The following is a 15,665-nucleotide window of genomic DNA, read 5'->3' on the forward strand; positions in this document are numbered from 1 at the left end:
CGGCATGCCGTTTTTTAAAGGTATAAAAGAAGATATCGCCAGCGTTTTCGACAGAGATCCGGCTGCGCGGAACACAATGGAAGTGTTGTTTCACTATCCTGGACTGCATGCCACCTGGTTCCATCGTATAAGCCATAAACTTTGGGAGTGGAAGTTATACTGGCTTGCTCGTTTTGTTTCTAATGTTTCACGCTGGCTAACGGGGATAGAAATTCATCCGGGTGCTAAAATAGGTCGTCGTTTCTTTATTGATCACGGTATGGGTGTGGTCATTGGTGAAACCGCAGAGATCGGCGATGACGTTACTTTGTATCATGGCGTGACTCTTGGCGGTACAAGCTGGAGCAAAGGTAAGCGGCACCCGACCTTGAAAGACGGTGTGGTGATTGGTGCAGGAGCAAAGGTACTGGGTCCAATTACTGTCGGAAAATCTGCACGCATTGGCTCTAACGCCGTGGTGGTGCGAGATGTGCCGGAGCTAACCACTGTGGTCGGTATTCCGGCCAGGGTAGCTCAGTCCGCGGTCGATGCGGAAACAGCGGAACGTCGTAAAAAAATGGCAAAGGAGTATGGCTTCGATGCCTATGCTATCTCAGCGGATAACCCAGACCCGGTTGCGACAGCAATTGGGCGCATGCTCGATCATGTACAGGTTTTAGATAATAAAGTCTCTGACCTTTGCCAGGCGGTTAATAAGTTGGGTGGCGATGTCTGTGGTGAGATCCCGGAAGTCGATATGGACGATGTCGAGTTTCTTGAAGAAAGTGAGCGCGCCGCAAAACGACGCGCCGATAAAGATGATACTTCAGCCTCGGGTAAACAAGACTCTTAACTTTTTAAATTAAAGCGCTCGATCAAGGAGTAAAGCTGCTGACTGGTGTTTTGCAGCTCGTTGCTTGAGCGTTGAGTTTGCTCTGCTGTTTGTTGGGTATGACGTGCAGTGTCCGCAATTTCAGTAATTTGCTCGCTGATATGCTCCGCAACGCCGCTTTGCTCTTCAACAGCGGACGCCATTTGCGTCGACATATCTGAAATGTCCTGAATAGCCACTGATATCTCACCCAGAGCAGTGTCTGCCAGACGAACTTTCTCAACACCCTCTGATGCCGCCTCTTCACCTTGTTTTGAAACCTCGACGGCATTACGTGCGCGCTCTCGCAACTGTTGAATGACTTTGTGAATACCCTCAGTAGACTGGGTTGTTCTTGAAGCCAGTGAGCGAACCTCATCTGCGACCACTGAGAAACCACGGCCATGCTCGCCAGCACGAGCCGCTTCAATGGCAGCATTCAGGGCTAACAGGTTGGTTTGGTCGGCAATGGAGGATATTAAATCAGCAGCCTCGCCAATAGCCCCGGTCGATTCATCCAGCTCTTTAACGGTTGCGGCTATTTGCCGAACGGCATCGTGAAGCTGGACGATAACCTCGCTTGCTTCTCTTGCCAGCCCTACGCTTTCATCCACATTGGTTTTGGCTGACTCAGCTTGTTGCGCATTACGTTCAACCGTATCTGCCACTTCCTGAATAGCGGATGCCATCTCATTCATAGCCGTCGCCGTCTGTTCAGTCGCAGCCGTTTGTTTATCGACATATTGTTTACTAAGCTGAGCTTGATCGTAAGTATCGTTGGTCACTTTTAACAGGCTTCCAACCGCGTCCTTCATGCGGCTAAGTGCTGTACGGTTACGGGCGCCCTCGCTGATAAGCTGCATAGCGAGCCTGGCTTCGCGTCCCTGTTTATCAAAGTAGGTCATGCCAACCAGTTCGGAATCAAAAGCCTCAGGGCGTAACTCCAGTAACCCTTGCAGCATACGGCCAATATAGGTGGCGTAAGCGAACGTGGTAATAGCGGTAGCAGCCAAAGCGATTAACGCGGAGGTAGGTTCACCGAGCAGTGCTATGGCGGCACTGGCAATTACGCCGGGGATAACGACGGGCATTAGATCTTTACAGCCCAGCCAGAGTCGTTTTCCCAGGGGAATGGCATGCTTTCCTGAATTTAATCGCTCATAGATGCGCTGTGCACGTTTTTTACGGTGGTCTGATGCGGCAACACGGACGGACTCAAAGCCAACCGGCTTACCGTTTTCCATAATTGGCGTAACATAAGCACTCACCCAGTAATGGTCGCCGTTTTTACAGCGGTTTTTAACCAGACCCATCCAGGGCTTGCCGCGCTTGATGGTTTTCCACATATTCTCGAAAACGCTGGCAGGCATGTCAGGATGACGCAAAAGGTTGTGTGGTGAGTCAATTAACTCATCACGTGTGTAACCACTGACATTAACGAAATCTTCGTTGCAGTGCTTTATGACCCCTTTAAGGTCAGTCGAAGAGATCAGTCGATAGTGGTCTGGAAAGCGGTTTTCCTTTCCTGTAACCGGACCATTATTTTTCATAAGCGCCTTTAGGAAGTTTGATTTACATCAATATAGTAAGATTATCGTATTTTGGCAGGAAAAGTTTAACGGTTTAGGCTTTTGGCCATAAAAAAACGCCGCTAAGAGCGACGTTTTTGAAATTCTTTGTGTAAACGTTCGGCACCCGAAAGGGTACTGAAGGTTCCTTACATAGGAACTACGTTTTCAGCTTGTGGGCCTTTAGGGCCTTGAGCTACGGTGAAAGAAACTTGCTGGCCTTCTGCCAGAGTTTTGAAACCGTCAGACTGAATAGCGCTGAAATGTACGAAAACGTCTGCGCCGTTTTCTTGTTCGATGAAACCGAAGCCTTTAGCTTCGTTAAAGAATTTTACTTTACCAGTAGTAGTAGACATGCTGATATTCCTCGTAGTGCATGTTGAAATCAATGTATTGCTAAAAAAAACTTGGTATTACTTGGACTTACAAAACGAGGTACAGCAAAAAGGACTTCGTAAAAAATCTCAAATCAATAGCCGAAATTTTCTCAGCGGTTTCGAGTATACGCTTAATATAGCCCGAGTCAACAACAGGTTGCGTTATTTTAACCAATTGCGGCTTATATGGCGGAAGGTATCGCCGCCCGCTTTTTCAAGCCACTCAAATGCGGCCATTTCAGAAGTGATAATTTCTACACCAGCGGTTCGCATACGTTCAATGGCGCTGTCTTTATCGGTGGGGCGACGGGAACCAACAGTATCGGCCGGTAGAAACACTTGATAACCGGATTCCTGAAGCTCTATTGCAGTTTGTAGAACGCACACATGGGTCTCCATACCCATAATAACCACATGTTTTTTATTGTACTCGGAGAGAACATCGCGGAAGGTATCGTCACGCAGCGCACTGAAATGTGTCTTCTCGACAACGCGGGCGGCTTCAATGATCTCTTGCAGACTATCAACGGTATAGCCTAAACCTTTAGGGTACTGTTCGGTAATAAGAATAGGCAAGTCCAACTGCATAGCAATTTCACCCAGCCAACGCATTCGCGAGGTGACAACGTCTCGTTGATGAATTGCAGGCAACAGTCGCTCCTGAGCATCGACAATGAGTAATAGAGAATCTTTAGCGCTAAGCAGCATTGTTTATTCCTGTTGGTAGAAAGTCGGTTCACATACTAACCTTAGCCCATTAATCTATCTATCAGCAAAAAGTCTTAATTTGGTCAATAATCACCCATGAAATTTGCAGTTAAGGCGGCCAATGGCTACAATCCTCGCCTTCCCAAATGCAGATGCACATCCAAAACAGTAAATAAAAGGTGACACCATGGCTCCGGTATTGATTCTAATGGGTTCCCAGTCCGATTGGCCGGTAATGCAAAAAGCAGCAGAAATGCTGGAATCGCTGAACGTAAAGTGGCAGGCGAAGGTCGTTTCTGCGCATCGTACGCCGGACTTACTTAAGTCGACTATGGAACAAGCCGAGCAAGACGGAGTGCCTGTGGTTATTGCCGGCGCCGGTGGCGCTGCTCACTTGCCGGGTATGCTGGCGGCTTATACGGCTATTCCTGTGTTTGGTGTGCCGGTTCCAAGCAAGCAATTAAAAGGTTTAGACAGTTTATTGTCTATTGTGCAAATGCCTAAAGGTGTCGCTGTTGGTACTCTGGCGATTGGTGATGCCGGTGCGGCCAATGCGGGCTTGTTGGCTGCTCAGGTTATTGGCAGCTTTGACAGCGAAGTGCGTAAACGCGTACATGAATTCCGCAAAGCTCAGAAAGAGAAAGTGATGGCGAACTCAGATTTGGAGCTGCCAAAATGAAAATTTTGATCCTTGGCAACGGGCAGTTAGGTCAAATGCTGGGTAAAGCCGTTATTCAACAGGGGCATGAATGTGTCTTATACAGTGACCGACTGGATAAGGTGATGGCTTTAGGTAGCCAACAACCTTTGGCAATGACGTTAGCCGAGGCGAATGACTGGGCAGATGTAACCACCTGGGAGCACGAGCATTTAGGCGAAGAGCTGGTTGCTAAAACGGCCGATAAGTTCTTATTAAAAGCAGAGCGTTTCAACGGCTTAGTTGATCGTCGTACGCAAAAAGCGCTTTGTGATGAACTCGATATTCCCACTTCCGCCTGGAAAGCCTATGAGAATGTGGCTGAGCTGACGGCTATTTTAGAAGGCTGCAACCATGCGGTTGTCATTAAGTCGGCGAAAGGCGGCTACGACGGCAAGGGCCAGTGGCGCTGGAAGCCGGGTGAGGACATCGCCGCTGTCGCTGAAGAGGCAGGGCAACGCCCGGGTATTGTTGAAGACATGATTAACTTTACCGACGAGGTTTCTGTTGTGGGAGCTCGCTCACACAAGGGAGAGCAGCGCTGTTTCCCGCTGACATTAAACGTCCATACTCAGGGTATTCTGTCTTACAGTCTGGCTGGCGCAGAGCATTTTTCTAAAGCGCTTGAGGCGTTAGCCAAAGAGCATCATAAGAAGCTGACCGACGCGCTGGATTACGTGGGTGTATTAGCTATTGAGTTCTTTGTCGTTGGTGAAGGCGAAAACCAACATTTGCTGGTGAACGAAGTGGCTCCGCGGGTTCACAACTCAGGGCACTGGACGATGAGTGGCGCTAATTGTGACCAGTTCAACCTGCACATTCGCGCCATTACCGGTTTACCGCTGCCCGACTTACTGATAGCCCCCACCTTAATGGTGAACGTGATTGGCGTTGCGGGTATTCCGGAAGCTTTATGGGAAGCGGCGGCCGCTGAATGTCATTGGTATGGCAAGGATGCGCGACCCGGTCGTAAAGTGGGTCATGTGAATATTATGATTGATTCGTTTGAGCGGGGCGAGAATTTAGCCTCTATGTGGGCGGATAAACTGCAACTGTTAGCGAGTTAATACCTGCTTAGATGAGCGGTTAAAACCGCTCATCCAGCCATTTCTGCATATCTTGAACCTGTTCTAAGCACAGCGAGTGCGGCATTGGGTAGGTTTGATACGTCACTGAAAACCCTTTCTCTTTCAAAATTGCACAGGCTTTCTGGCCAAGAACTTCCGGAACAACCGGGTCCTGAGTTCCGTGTTGCACCAAAATTGGCAGCTCTTGGTTAGCCTCATTCACCTGAATGTCACCAGCGGTGGCAAAGTACGTAGAATGGGCCATTAAACCCGCCAGCGGTTTCGGGTAGGTTAAAGCGGCTTCATAACCCACGGCGCCGCCTTGTGAGAACCCGGCAATAATAATGCGTTTACTGTCGATGCCCTGAGCAATTTGCTCGTCTATCATGGCATGCACTTTGGCCGCTGACTCGCGCAATTGTTCGCTGTCTATCTGGCGGTCGATGCTCATGTCGGTAATGTCGTACCAGGCAGGCATGACCATACCCTGGTTTATGGTGACCGGCATTTGTGGTGCGTGAGGAAACAAAAAGCGAACCTGCGCGTTGGCAAATTTTAAGTGCTCGGTCATAGGGACAAAGTCATTGCCCGAGGCTCCCAGGCCATGCAACCAAATGATAACGGCGTCGGCTGTGCCTGCCGGTTCGTGTTTTATGACTTCCAGAGACATTACTGCTTTCCTATTTCTGCGGCAGGGTAAGAACCCAGCCAGTGAATGTTGTTCATAGCGGCCAATTCTTCAAGAGCCGAAGCGACACCCAGTTCGCTGCGGTGGCCATCAAAGTCGATGAAGAAATGATAGTCACCAAACTGACTACCCGCCGGCCGCGAAACTATGGAGGTTAAGTTAATTTGCTGCTTCGCAAACACCTGCAAGCTGTCGACCAGCAAGCCGGGATGGTCGTTGTCATCAATGAGCAGCAAGCTGCTTTTCCAGTGCTCATCCTTTCTGTATTCCGGCTCTTCAGACGCAGCGGATAATACCACGAAGCGTGTTTCGTTGCGTGGGTTGTCAGCGATATTGTTATTCAATACCTGCAACGTCTGCGGGCAACTAATGTGTTGGGGAACTATGGCTGCAGAGGCCTCTTCAGCCGCCAGCAGAGCTTGAAGCGACGCGGCGTTGCTGGCCGTATGAATAATGGGCAGCCCGAGCTTGTGTAAGTACGAATTACATTGTCCTGCTGCGACAAACTGTGCCCATATCTGGGTAGGCTTCGTACTATTACTGAGACATTGGAAGCCAACAGGAATACGGATTTCCGCCTGAATGCGTAAGGGCCTTTGCACCAAGTAGTCGACGACCGGAGAGACGAAGCCTTCGGTCAAATTTTCAATAGGAACAACGGCAGCGTCGCACTCTCGTCCAACCGACTCCAGGCAGCTGACCAGGTTATCCAGTAACTGAATGTCGTGATCTTGTTCAGGCTGGAAGAGCCCCGCGGCAACCTCTGAAAAGGTGCCGGCAGGACCTAAAGTGGCTAGCTTCATTTCTTATATTGCTCGAACCAGGCCAGTGCATGCTCAATTTTGGCAATCATGTTGGAAGGACGAGCTGTAACGCCATGAAAAGCGCCCGGAACACGAACCATAGCTGTATCTACTTTTTGCAGCTTCAATGCCTGGTAGAACTGCTCGGTCTCCGATATCGGCGTACGACGATCCTTCTCGCCGGTAAACAGCATGACTGGTGTTTCAACGTCACCGACCATAGACAGTGGCGAGCGCTGCCAGTAGTGCTCTAGCTCTTCCCATGGCATCCCCGGGAATTGGTTGGTAATTTGACCAATTGAGCTGTCAGCCGTCAGTACTTTGCTGACCCAGTTAATAACCGGGTTAGTGGCTGCCGCTGCGTTGAAGCGGTTGGTCAGCCCGACTGCGTAGGCTGTGGCGATGCCACCTGCAGAACCGCCGGCAATAAACAGGTTGTCTGAGTCGGCAATGCCTTTATCAATGAGTAAATCAATGCCAGTCATGTGATCAGCAAAGTCATAAGGTGACGAGTAGTTGCCGTCCAGCAGCATGGCAAAGTCTTTACCGTATGAAGTACTGCCGCGATGGTTTACATAAAGCACCACATAGCCTTCGGCTGCATAGCGCTGGTGTTCTGCGGCAAAATGCGGACCGTAAGACAGGTGAGGACCGCCATGTATTTCTAATAGTAACGGGTACTCTTTGTTTTCATCGTAGTTTGGCGGAGTAATGTACCAGCCATGAATCTCTTCGCCGTCATAGCGCGACTCATAGCGAATTTCGTGAACTTCACCCAACTCACGGTGACCAAGCAGGTCTTCATTAAGCTGAGTAAACTGAACCGCTTCACCATCTTGTGGCTGATAACCGACATCGGCGGGGCGATATTCGGACCCCTTGGTGTAGGCAATGGCGCCAGTTTTTGAGGCAGTAAACGAGCCCATGGTATAAGGGCGGCTGACATAAACACCGGAAACGTTATCCACTCGGTTTGTCAGTTCATTGTTCAATGTGACATCAGCAACAACGGTTTTGCCCTGGTCGGCGTATGAAACCGCCAGTGATTCATTGCCCGTCCACTGTGGCGAGCTGAAAGAACGGTCAAAGTCAGCTTGAAGTTCTATCTCTGAGCGTTCGCTCCAGTCCATGACCCACAATTGTGACTTATGGTAAGGCACCGGCTCGTTAGAGCTGTGTAAGTAAGCCAGACGCTCGCCGTCAGGAGAGAACTGCGGCGACGACTCGCGGCCGGGCTTGTCAGTGACCTGCGCCACTTCTTTTGAGCTCAGGCTGACGCTGTAAAGGTCGCTTTCATTCACCTGGTAAGCCCAGTCTTCCGAGCGGTTGCCGGAAAATACGATATGGCTGTCGCCTTCTGTCCAGGCCAGCGGGCCGCCATGTCGGTAAGGACCATCGGTCAGCTGGCGTGCACTGCCACCCTCAGCCGGAACCACGAAGAGTTGTGTGTGCGCCGGTTCCAGAACACCTTTACCGTCGCGCTGATAATAAGCTTCTTCAACAATAATAGGCGATTTGGACCACTTCGCGCCTTTGGGTTTAGCTGGCTTTTTTACGCTTTTAGCAAAGGGCGTAGGTTCAGATTTAACCGACATGGTAAATGCCAGTTGAGTATCGTCGTTAGACCAACTAATGCTGCCCGGGCTCTCGCTTACGTGAGTGACTTTAGCGGTGCGCTGTTCTTTAATCCAGTGCACATGAATTTGGTTCTTTTCCGAGCGATTAGACGCAAAGGCAAGACGAGTGCCGTCGTTTGACCAGGCCAGACTGCCGTAGTTGTATTTATCATCAAAAATCGGTAAATGTTGACCGGTTTCGGTATCAATCAGCCATAATGATCGACGAGTATTGTCTTTCATATCATCGAAGCTGTTGCGTATGTACGCAATGTATTTACCGTCAGGAGAGATACTGACTTGGTTGGCGTACTCGAGCTGGAAAATGTCTTCAGCCTTGAATGTATCGTCTGATAACGCTGGAGCGGAAGTAAAAAGTAGCATTAAGCTACCGGCAATGACGGATTGTTTTAACCACATTGTTGTTCTCCTTTTAAGTATAGCTTTACGTTACTGAAGCTGACGAGGTGATGCAAAGAGTTCCGTTCAAGTTGGCAGAAAATACGGTAAACTGAAAACCTTTTCCGAATGTTGTCAAAAAATTTAGAAGGAAAGCCCATGCACTACCGCCAAACTCGCGCAGAAATATCGCCCGCTGCAATAGCGCATAACGCTAAGTGGGTGCGTAAGACGATGGCTGGCGGGAAATTGCTGGGAGTTGTTAAAGCCGATGGCTACGGGAATGGTGTTGAGCCCGCAGTAAAGGCGCTAGAACCGCATGTGGACGGCATGGCTGCTGGGTTCATGGAAGAAGCGCTAGCCGTTCGGGAATGCGGATACAAAGGGCCGTTGGTTATTTTAGAGGGCTGCTTTTCCTCGTCTGAACTTAGGGTTTGTGCAGAAAACAACTTAAGCCCGGTGGTGCATTGCGAGCAGCAATTACTAGACATAGAGGCGGGAGCTTTAAGTAAACCATTGTGGGTGTGGTTAAAGGTCGATACCGGCATGCACCGCTTGGGCTGGTCTGAAGAACAAGCCCTGCAAGCATTGCAGCGCTTAAATGCCAGTAACAATGTGGCTGGCGTAACGCTCATGTCACACTTGGCTAACGCTGATGCGAACCATCGGCTGAATGCAGAGCAAAAACAACAGTTCTGTCAGTTATCGGAAGCGCTCAATGGCTATCAGGCGCGCAGCTTCCATAATTCGGCAGGCTTACTGAACCCTGATACAAAGTGGTCACTTCAGGAAAATGACTGGGCCCGTGCAGGTTTATTGCTTTACGGCGTAAACCCCTCGAATGTGACCGAAGTACAGTCGGCGCTAAAACCCTCGATGCGGCTGGTCGCCCCGGTCATTGCATTGCATCAGCTGGAAAAGGGTGAGTCGGTCGGCTATGGCAGCGCCTGGAGTGCTGAGCGACCAACGGTCATTGCAACGGTGGCTATGGGCTATGCGGACGGTTATCCGCGACAGGCGAAAAATGGCACACCAGCAATGATCCGAGGCAAACGTGTCACTTTAGCGGGGCGAGTCTCTATGGACATGTTGACGATAGATGTCACGGGCATTGAGGGTGTGCAGTTGGGTGACGATGTTGAGCTTTGGGGACCGAACGTTGATGTGCGACAGGTTGCGGCCTGCGCAGATACTATTTCCTGGCATTTACTGACCGGCGTCAGCGGACGTGTTCCGCGGGTCGTTGTTTAACAGACTCAACTTCTGAGTATTAGCCATACAAAAAGTATGGCAATTATTAGTATTTATCCTACAAGCTTTACATCTTTGACCCTGATCTTTGTCAACAAAGGCGTATACTTAAGACAAACCTCAGTTAAGGGTGTTTGCTATGTTCGAAAGTTTCGACGCATTGTTTCTGGCGCGCTTTCAGTTCGCTTTTACGATAGCGTTCCACATTATTTTTCCTGCGTTCACCATCGGTGTGGCCAGCTACCTGGCGGTACTGGAAGGCCTTTTCTTAAAAACACGAAATCCGGTTTATCAGAAACTATTCCGTTACTGGGTCAAAATATTCGCCGTTGCTTTTGGTATGGGCGTGGTCTCAGGCATTGTGATGAGTTACCAGTTTGGTACTAACTGGTCGGTATTCTCGGACAAAGCAGGGCCGGTTATCGGACCGTTAATGGGTTACGAAGTACTGACTGCGTTCTTCCTTGAAGCCGGGTTCTTGGGTGTCATGCTGTTTGGTATGAACAAAGTGGGTGAAAAGCTGCACTTCTTTGCTACCTTGATGGTTGCAGTCGGTACTGCCATTTCTGCTTTCTGGATACTGTCAGTAAACAGCTGGATGCAGACCCCGGCAGGCTATGCTATGAATGACGTTGGTCAATTTGTGGTGACCGATTGGTTTGAAGTGGTATTTAACCCTTCTTTTCCATATCGGCTGGCGCATATGTTGTTAGCGGCTTACCTGACAGTGGCCTTTGTGGTGGGTGCAGTCGGTGCCTGGCATTTGCTAAAGGACAAAACCAACGCCGCCGCACGCAAAATGTTCTCCATGGCCATGTGGATGGCGTTAATTGTTGCGCCATTGCAGGTTCTGGTCGGCGACTTCCATGGGCTGAATACTCAGGAATATCAACCTGCAAAAGTAGCTGCAATGGAAGGGCACTTTGACACCGAAGCCCGGGCGCCACTGTATTTATTCGGATTGCCCAACGAAGAAACGGCGGAAGTGGACTACGCTTTGAAGGTGCCGGGGCTTGCCAGTCTTATTCTGAAGCATGACATTAATGCCGAAGTGACCGGGCTGGATCAGTTTCCGCGCGAAGACTGGCCTCCAGTGGCAACCGTATTTTGGTCATTCAGAGTCATGGTCGGAATAGGGCTCTTGATGGTACTGGCGGGGTTATGGTCCGGTTTACAACGGTTACGAGGCAAGCTTTATGACAACAGCCTGCTACTGCGCTTTAGTTTGTTTATGGGCCCCATGGGTTTTGTCGCTGTAATTGCCGGCTGGATAGTCACCGAAGTGGGGCGTCAGCCCTGGGTTATTCAGGGCTTGCTACGAACCGCCGATGCGGCGTCTCCTATTGATAAAGCCGGTGTCGCAGGCAGTCTGATAGCCTTTATTGTGGTTTACTTCCTCGTTTTTGGTGCCGGTACGTTTTATATTCTGCGAAAAATGGCAGCGGATCCTGAAAAAGTGACGATTCCCGACTATGCCAAACATAAGCCGACAATGGCGGCTGAGCGCATTTACGATGAGGAGGCCTAAGCTATGGATTACGCACTGATTTGGGCAATATTAATTTCGGTCGCCGTATTTGCTTATGTTGCGCTGGACGGCTTTGACCTGGGAATTGCATTGCTTTTCCCCTGGTTTAAAAAGGAAGAAGATCGCGACGTAATGATGAACACCGTGGCGCCAGTCTGGGATGGAAATGAGACCTGGCTGGTACTGGGCGGTGGTGGTTTGCTGGCGGTGTTCCCGCTGGCCTATTCGGTGCTCATGCCGGCACTTTATATGCCGGTTATTGCTATGCTGCTGGGGCTGATTTTCCGCGGCGTGGCTTTTGAGTATCGTTTTAAAACCAAACGAGCAAAAGGTATCTGGGACTTATCCTTTATTGTTGGTTCGCTGATAGCGGCTTTGAGTCAGGGCATTATGCTGGGCGCAATGCTACAGGGTATTCAGGTAACAGACCGAGCCTATTCCGGCGGCTGGTTTGACTGGTTAACCCCGTTTAGCTTTTTCTGCGGTGTTGCAGTGGTTATTGGCTACATGATGCTGGGAGCGACCTGGCTGGTAATGAAAACAAACGGTGACCTGCAACGCCAAAGTTATAGGGCGGGCTGGTACAGCGCTCTTTTATTGGTCGCTTGCATTGCTTTTGTGAGTCTTTATTTGCCCTATGTAGACCCATTTATTGCGGAACGTTGGTTTACTTATCCGGCCTCGGTTGGCTTGTGGGTGCTACCAATTCTGCTGGTAGGCATTACGCTTGGGTTACTGCGCTCGCTGCATAAAAAGCAGGAAGGCAGACCCTATTTGTGGGGCCTGGGACTGTTTCTTTTGTCTTTTGCCGGGTTTGCAGTCAGTATTTTCCCTTACCTGGTTCCGCGCAGCATTACCTTGTGGCAGGCAGCCGCGCCGGATAATAGCCTGAAGTTTTTACTTATTGGCGCCGTGGTACTTCTGCCTATTATCTTCGCTTACACTGGTTATACCTACTGGGTGTTCCGCGGCAAGGTGGATTCAGACAGTGGATATCACGACTGATGAAGCCTGTATTTAAAAAATGGTTGTGGTTTGTCGGACTGTGGTGTCTGGGTGTGCTGGCTGTCACTTTAGTTGGCGGCCTTATCCGCTGGGCTTTATTGTAAGCTTGCGCTAGGCTAAAGGCAGATTTTACGCCGGAGGCAACCAACATGAAATTGACTCACCTTCTGGCCGCAGCGGTTGCGGCCTTATTTTTATCGGCTTGTAACAACGCCGAACCTCAGAGTAATGAGACTCGCAGCGCAGACTACGTCATTAAGAACGTCACCCTTGTTGACTGGCTTAAAGGCGAGCCCAATGTCATTGATCAACAAACACTGGTGGTGAATAACGGCTATATTAGCGGTGTGTTCTCCAATGCTGAAGCTCCGGCTTTTGATGACAACACGCAAATCATTGATGCTGAGGGGCAATACGTTTTACCGGGCATGGCAGAAATGCACGGCCATGTGCCGCCGGCAACAGACTTTGGTGACTTCCCTAAACGCTACGCTGACGACATGTTGTTTTTGTACATTGCCAATGGCGTAACAACAGTGCGTGGCATGTTGGGTTATCCGCACCAGCTGCAGCTGAAATCAGACATTGAATCGGGTAAGCGCCTGGGTCCAACGTTATATTTGGCCGGGCCCAGCTTCAGTGGCAATACCATAGAGTCGGTTGAACAGGTTACGGAGCGGGTTATTGCACAACGCGATGAAGGGTGGGATTTACTCAAAGTGCATCCGGGGTTAACCCTTGAAGAATATGAGGCCATGGCAAGCACGGCTCGACAGGCGGACATGGACTTTGCCGGACATGTGCCGGCAGAGGTCGGATTAAAACGAGCCATGGAAGCAGGCCAGAGAACCATTGATCACCTGGATGGTTACCTGGCTTACGTTGATGCCATGAACAGAGAAATAACGCAGGACGAACTTGATTTGCTGGTGGCTATGACACTGGAGCACGACGTTGCGGTAGTCCCCACCCAGGCCTTATGGAAAACCCTGATCGGTGCGGCTGATCCCGACAAACTGAAAGACTACCCGGAAATTCAGTTGGTACCAACGGCTGTTCGGGAAGGCTGGCTAAACTACTACAATAACCCCAGCAGCTACTTCAATCAGGAACAAGCACAAGTGCAGCAGGAAAATCGTCAAAAGCTATTACACGCTCTGCACGAAGGCGGCGCGGAAATTATTTTTGGAACCGACGCGCCACAGTTGTTCAGTGTTCCGGGTTATTCGGTACACCACGAAATACGTCTGATGTCAGAAGCGGGTATACCTATGGCTGATATTCTGCGTTCCGCCACGGTAGCGGCAGGAGACTACTTTTCTGAGCAGGACACCTTTGGGCGAGTTGCTGCCGGGCATCGTGCTGACTTTATTCTGTTAAAGGATAACCCTTTGGAGAATCCAGACACCTTGCGTGAGAACCTGGGGGTTATGGTGCGTGGGCAATGGCTTAGCCGTGAAGCTATTGATAAGAAAGTTGAGGAAATTCGCGCTGCTTATGCGCAGTAGCCAGAGATAAAGGCACCCATTGGCGGGTGCCTTTAATGAGAAGCCTGGCGTTGCTTATTGTTCTAACTGATGAACCCATTCGGTTAACAAGCGCACTCCAAAGCCGGTTGGCCCAGCCGGGTGAATACCGGTATCTGAACTGACCATAGCGTCAGCGGCCATATCGATATGGATCCAAGGCGTATCACCGGCAAAGTGCTTAAGAAACGCTGCACCGGCCTGTGTGCCCGGAGAGCCAATGTTACGAATATCGGCCAGCGGACTGTCGATAATACCGTCATAGCCTTCTAATGGCAGTTCCCAGACTTTTTCACCTGTTACATTGCCAGCCTCAATAATGGCTGAGCGTAAGTCGTCTTTGGAGGCAAATAAAGCAGCGTAGCCCGTGCCCAATGCACCAACTTTCGAACCGGTTAAGGTCGCAATATTGGCAATGGCACGAGGTTTGAACTTGTCGTTGGCATACCAGTTACCGTCGCCAAGAATCAGACGTCCTTCGGCGTCGGTGTTGGCAATTTCTACCAAAGTACCGTCACCGGCTTTAACCACGTCCCCGGGCAGAGTTGCTGAACCAGAAATAAGGTTGTGCGACAGCGGTGCTACAGCAACGACATTTACCGGTGCTTCTTGTGCCGCTAACGCCATAACCGCGCCAATAACGGCTCCAGCGCCCGCTTTGTCGGTCTGCATGCGCAAAATAGAAGAGGAGCTGGTTTTTAAGTTATAGCCACCGGTGTCAAAGGTATTGCCTTTACCGACCAATGCGATTGGATCAGCGTTACTGCCTTTATAGTGCGCGGCCAGTAGGTAAGAGCCGTGTTGGCTGCCCTGGCTAACGCTGTGAAGCAGGCCCATGCCCATTTCTTTAACTTGCTCAGGCGTGACGATAGTCAGCTCAATGTTTAAGTCTTTCATGGCTTCCTGAGCTAACTTCACAATGGCTTCAGGGTATCCGTCGCTGCCGGGCAGGGCGGTAATGTCGCGGGCAACAAACACGCCTTCAGCAATGGCGCGCGAGGCCAGATATTTTTTCTCTGCCATGTCAGGGCTTTTCACTAACCAATGGTAAGCCGTTTGTGGACGCTCTTTTGGCTCGGACTGATAACGGTCAAAACGATAGTTGCGCAAGTCGATGCCATGAGCCATGTGCGAACTCAGTTCGGCGGCAATGCCCGGGTTGCTAATTAGGCGTGTGTCGAAAACAACGCTTTCTAGCTCAGGCTTTAAAGCAGCCGCAATAGACGCGCCTAACTTCTCCGCTTCAAAACGGGAAAGTTCAGCCGGGTTACCGACGCCCGCCAGAAGCAGATGATTGGCTTTGGTGCCTTCCGGGGCAATAACCGTGGTTAACTGTGACGCCTCGCCTTTAAATTCCTCAATCTCTGCAGCACGACTAACGGCATTTACATCAGAGCCTGACCATTCTGGTAGCTCAACTGCCGTACCTTCCGGCACAAAAATAACGCGAGTTTTGGTGTGTTTTTTTTCATCAGAAAAGCTCGTGGACGTGTCCAGGTAGTCACTTGCCAACGCAGGCAGCGACAAAACCGAAGAAACAGCCAAAGCACTCATGACTTGTTTTAACGACATAGTGTTTTCC

Annotated in this window: 14 protein-coding genes; 7 read left to right on the forward strand and 7 right to left on the reverse strand. The window is 50.2% G+C overall.

The features are described from left to right. The first annotated feature begins 4 nt into the window (after positions 1–4). Positions 5–832 (forward strand): serine O-acetyltransferase, encoded by an 828-nt coding sequence (cysE, locus tag K5X84_RS00155; protein ID WP_222236091.1) that lies wholly within the window; start codon positions 5–7, stop codon positions 830–832. Here cysE and K5X84_RS00160 read toward each other — a convergent pair. From K5X84_RS00160 to K5X84_RS00170, 3 genes are all read right to left on the reverse strand, one after another. Further along, positions 829–2,400: a methyl-accepting chemotaxis protein gene (locus K5X84_RS00160; RefSeq protein ID WP_222236092.1), complete on the reverse strand. Its 1,572-nt coding sequence runs from the start codon at positions 2,398–2,400 to the stop codon at positions 829–831. The genes cysE and K5X84_RS00160 overlap by 4 nt on opposite strands. 167 nt (positions 2,401–2,567) lie before the next feature. Continuing rightward, positions 2,568–2,774: a cold-shock protein gene (locus tag K5X84_RS00165; protein WP_011233297.1), complete on the reverse strand. Its 207-nt coding sequence runs from the start codon at positions 2,772–2,774 to the stop codon at positions 2,568–2,570. Positions 2,775–2,957: 183 nt separating this feature from the next. Continuing rightward, positions 2,958–3,503: a hydrolase gene (locus K5X84_RS00170; protein WP_199493944.1), complete on the reverse strand. Its 546-nt coding sequence runs from the start codon at positions 3,501–3,503 to the stop codon at positions 2,958–2,960. A 187-nt stretch (positions 3,504–3,690) separates the two neighbouring features. Between K5X84_RS00170 and purE the strand changes: the two genes are divergently transcribed. Beyond that, positions 3,691–4,182, forward strand: coding sequence for a 5-(carboxyamino)imidazole ribonucleotide mutase (gene purE, locus K5X84_RS00175; RefSeq protein ID WP_053954128.1), 492 nt, complete (start codon positions 3,691–3,693; stop codon positions 4,180–4,182). Further along, positions 4,179–5,267, forward strand: a complete 1,089-nt coding sequence (locus K5X84_RS00180; protein ID WP_222236093.1) for an ATP-grasp domain-containing protein — start codon at positions 4,179–4,181, stop codon at positions 5,265–5,267. Before purE ends, K5X84_RS00180 begins: the two co-directional genes overlap by 4 nt. A gap of 19 nt (positions 5,268–5,286) precedes the next feature. On the opposite strand, the gene K5X84_RS00185 is transcribed toward K5X84_RS00180, so the two are convergent. From K5X84_RS00185 to K5X84_RS00195, 3 genes are read right to left on the reverse strand one after another with little or no spacing between them, the layout of a single operon-like run. Beyond that, positions 5,287–5,937, reverse strand: a complete 651-nt coding sequence (locus K5X84_RS00185) for an alpha/beta hydrolase (protein ID WP_222236094.1) — start codon at positions 5,935–5,937, stop codon at positions 5,287–5,289. Continuing rightward, complete coding sequence (locus K5X84_RS00190) at positions 5,937–6,758, reverse strand: prephenate dehydratase (protein WP_222236096.1); 822 nt, start codon at positions 6,756–6,758, stop codon at positions 5,937–5,939. Before K5X84_RS00190 ends, K5X84_RS00185 begins: the two co-directional genes overlap by 1 nt. Beyond that, positions 6,755–8,794 carry a S9 family peptidase gene (locus tag K5X84_RS00195; protein ID WP_222236098.1) on the reverse strand — a complete coding sequence of 680 codons (2,040 nt, stop codon included), beginning with the start codon at positions 8,792–8,794 and terminating at the stop codon, positions 6,755–6,757. Before K5X84_RS00195 ends, K5X84_RS00190 begins: the two co-directional genes overlap by 4 nt. Before the next feature lie 138 nt (positions 8,795–8,932). Between K5X84_RS00195 and alr the strand changes: the two genes are divergently transcribed. The 4 genes from alr to K5X84_RS00215 all read left to right on the forward strand — a co-directional run bounded on the left by alr (position 8,933) and on the right by K5X84_RS00215 (position 14,065). After that, entirely contained in the window at positions 8,933–10,024 is a 1,092-nt protein-coding gene (gene alr, locus K5X84_RS00200; RefSeq protein WP_222236100.1) for an alanine racemase, read from the forward strand. Positions 10,025–10,163: 139 nt separating this feature from the next. After that, a complete protein-coding gene (locus K5X84_RS00205) occupies positions 10,164–11,552 on the forward strand; it encodes a cytochrome ubiquinol oxidase subunit I (RefSeq protein ID WP_222236102.1) in 1,389 nt (462 codons plus the stop codon). A gap of 3 nt (positions 11,553–11,555) precedes the next feature. Continuing rightward, positions 11,556–12,557 (forward strand): cytochrome d ubiquinol oxidase subunit II, encoded by a 1,002-nt coding sequence (gene cydB / locus K5X84_RS00210; RefSeq protein WP_222236103.1) that lies wholly within the window; start codon positions 11,556–11,558, stop codon positions 12,555–12,557. A gap of 149 nt (positions 12,558–12,706) precedes the next feature. Beyond that, positions 12,707–14,065: an amidohydrolase family protein gene (locus K5X84_RS00215; protein WP_222236104.1), complete on the forward strand. Its 1,359-nt coding sequence runs from the start codon at positions 12,707–12,709 to the stop codon at positions 14,063–14,065. 54 nt (positions 14,066–14,119) lie between these two features. On the opposite strand, the gene K5X84_RS00220 is transcribed toward K5X84_RS00215, so the two are convergent. Continuing rightward, on the reverse strand, positions 14,120–15,655 hold the full coding sequence (locus K5X84_RS00220) for a leucyl aminopeptidase family protein (RefSeq protein WP_222236106.1): 1,536 nt from the start codon (positions 15,653–15,655) through the stop codon (positions 14,120–14,122). Positions 15,656–15,665: the final 10 nt, after the last annotated feature.

Origin of the sequence: Idiomarina abyssalis (assembly GCF_019797805.1) — a bacterium.
Classification (GTDB): Bacteria; Pseudomonadota; Gammaproteobacteria; order Enterobacterales; family Alteromonadaceae; genus Idiomarina; species Idiomarina abyssalis.

What these genes read in the sequence shown, in the direction of transcription:
- K5X84_RS00205 (WP_222236102.1), top strand. Translation starts at nt 10,164, where the DNA reads ATGTTCGAAAGTTTCGACGCATTGTTTCTGGCGCGCTTTCAGTTCGCT.
- K5X84_RS00160 (WP_222236092.1), bottom strand. Translation starts at nt 2,400, where the DNA reads ATGAAAAATAATGGTCCGGTTACAGGAAAGGAAAACCGCTTTCCAGAC.
- K5X84_RS00195 (WP_222236098.1), bottom strand. Translation starts at nt 8,794, where the DNA reads ATGTGGTTAAAACAATCCGTCATTGCCGGTAGCTTAATGCTACTTTTT.
- K5X84_RS00220 (WP_222236106.1), bottom strand. Translation starts at nt 15,655, where the DNA reads ATGTCGTTAAAACAAGTCATGAGTGCTTTGGCTGTTTCTTCGGTTTTG.
- cysE (WP_222236091.1), top strand. Translation starts at nt 5, where the DNA reads ATGCCGTTTTTTAAAGGTATAAAAGAAGATATCGCCAGCGTTTTCGAC.
- purE (WP_053954128.1), top strand. Translation starts at nt 3,691, where the DNA reads ATGGCTCCGGTATTGATTCTAATGGGTTCCCAGTCCGATTGGCCGGTA.
- K5X84_RS00180 (WP_222236093.1), top strand. Translation starts at nt 4,179, where the DNA reads ATGAAAATTTTGATCCTTGGCAACGGGCAGTTAGGTCAAATGCTGGGT.
- K5X84_RS00165 (WP_011233297.1), bottom strand. Translation starts at nt 2,774, where the DNA reads ATGTCTACTACTACTGGTAAAGTAAAATTCTTTAACGAAGCTAAAGGC.
- K5X84_RS00215 (WP_222236104.1), top strand. Translation starts at nt 12,707, where the DNA reads ATGAAATTGACTCACCTTCTGGCCGCAGCGGTTGCGGCCTTATTTTTA.
- K5X84_RS00185 (WP_222236094.1), bottom strand. Translation starts at nt 5,937, where the DNA reads ATGTCTCTGGAAGTCATAAAACACGAACCGGCAGGCACAGCCGACGCC.
- alr (WP_222236100.1), top strand. Translation starts at nt 8,933, where the DNA reads ATGCACTACCGCCAAACTCGCGCAGAAATATCGCCCGCTGCAATAGCG.
- cydB (WP_222236103.1), top strand. Translation starts at nt 11,556, where the DNA reads ATGGATTACGCACTGATTTGGGCAATATTAATTTCGGTCGCCGTATTT.
- K5X84_RS00190 (WP_222236096.1), bottom strand. Translation starts at nt 6,758, where the DNA reads ATGAAGCTAGCCACTTTAGGTCCTGCCGGCACCTTTTCAGAGGTTGCC.
- K5X84_RS00170 (WP_199493944.1), bottom strand. Translation starts at nt 3,503, where the DNA reads ATGCTGCTTAGCGCTAAAGATTCTCTATTACTCATTGTCGATGCTCAG.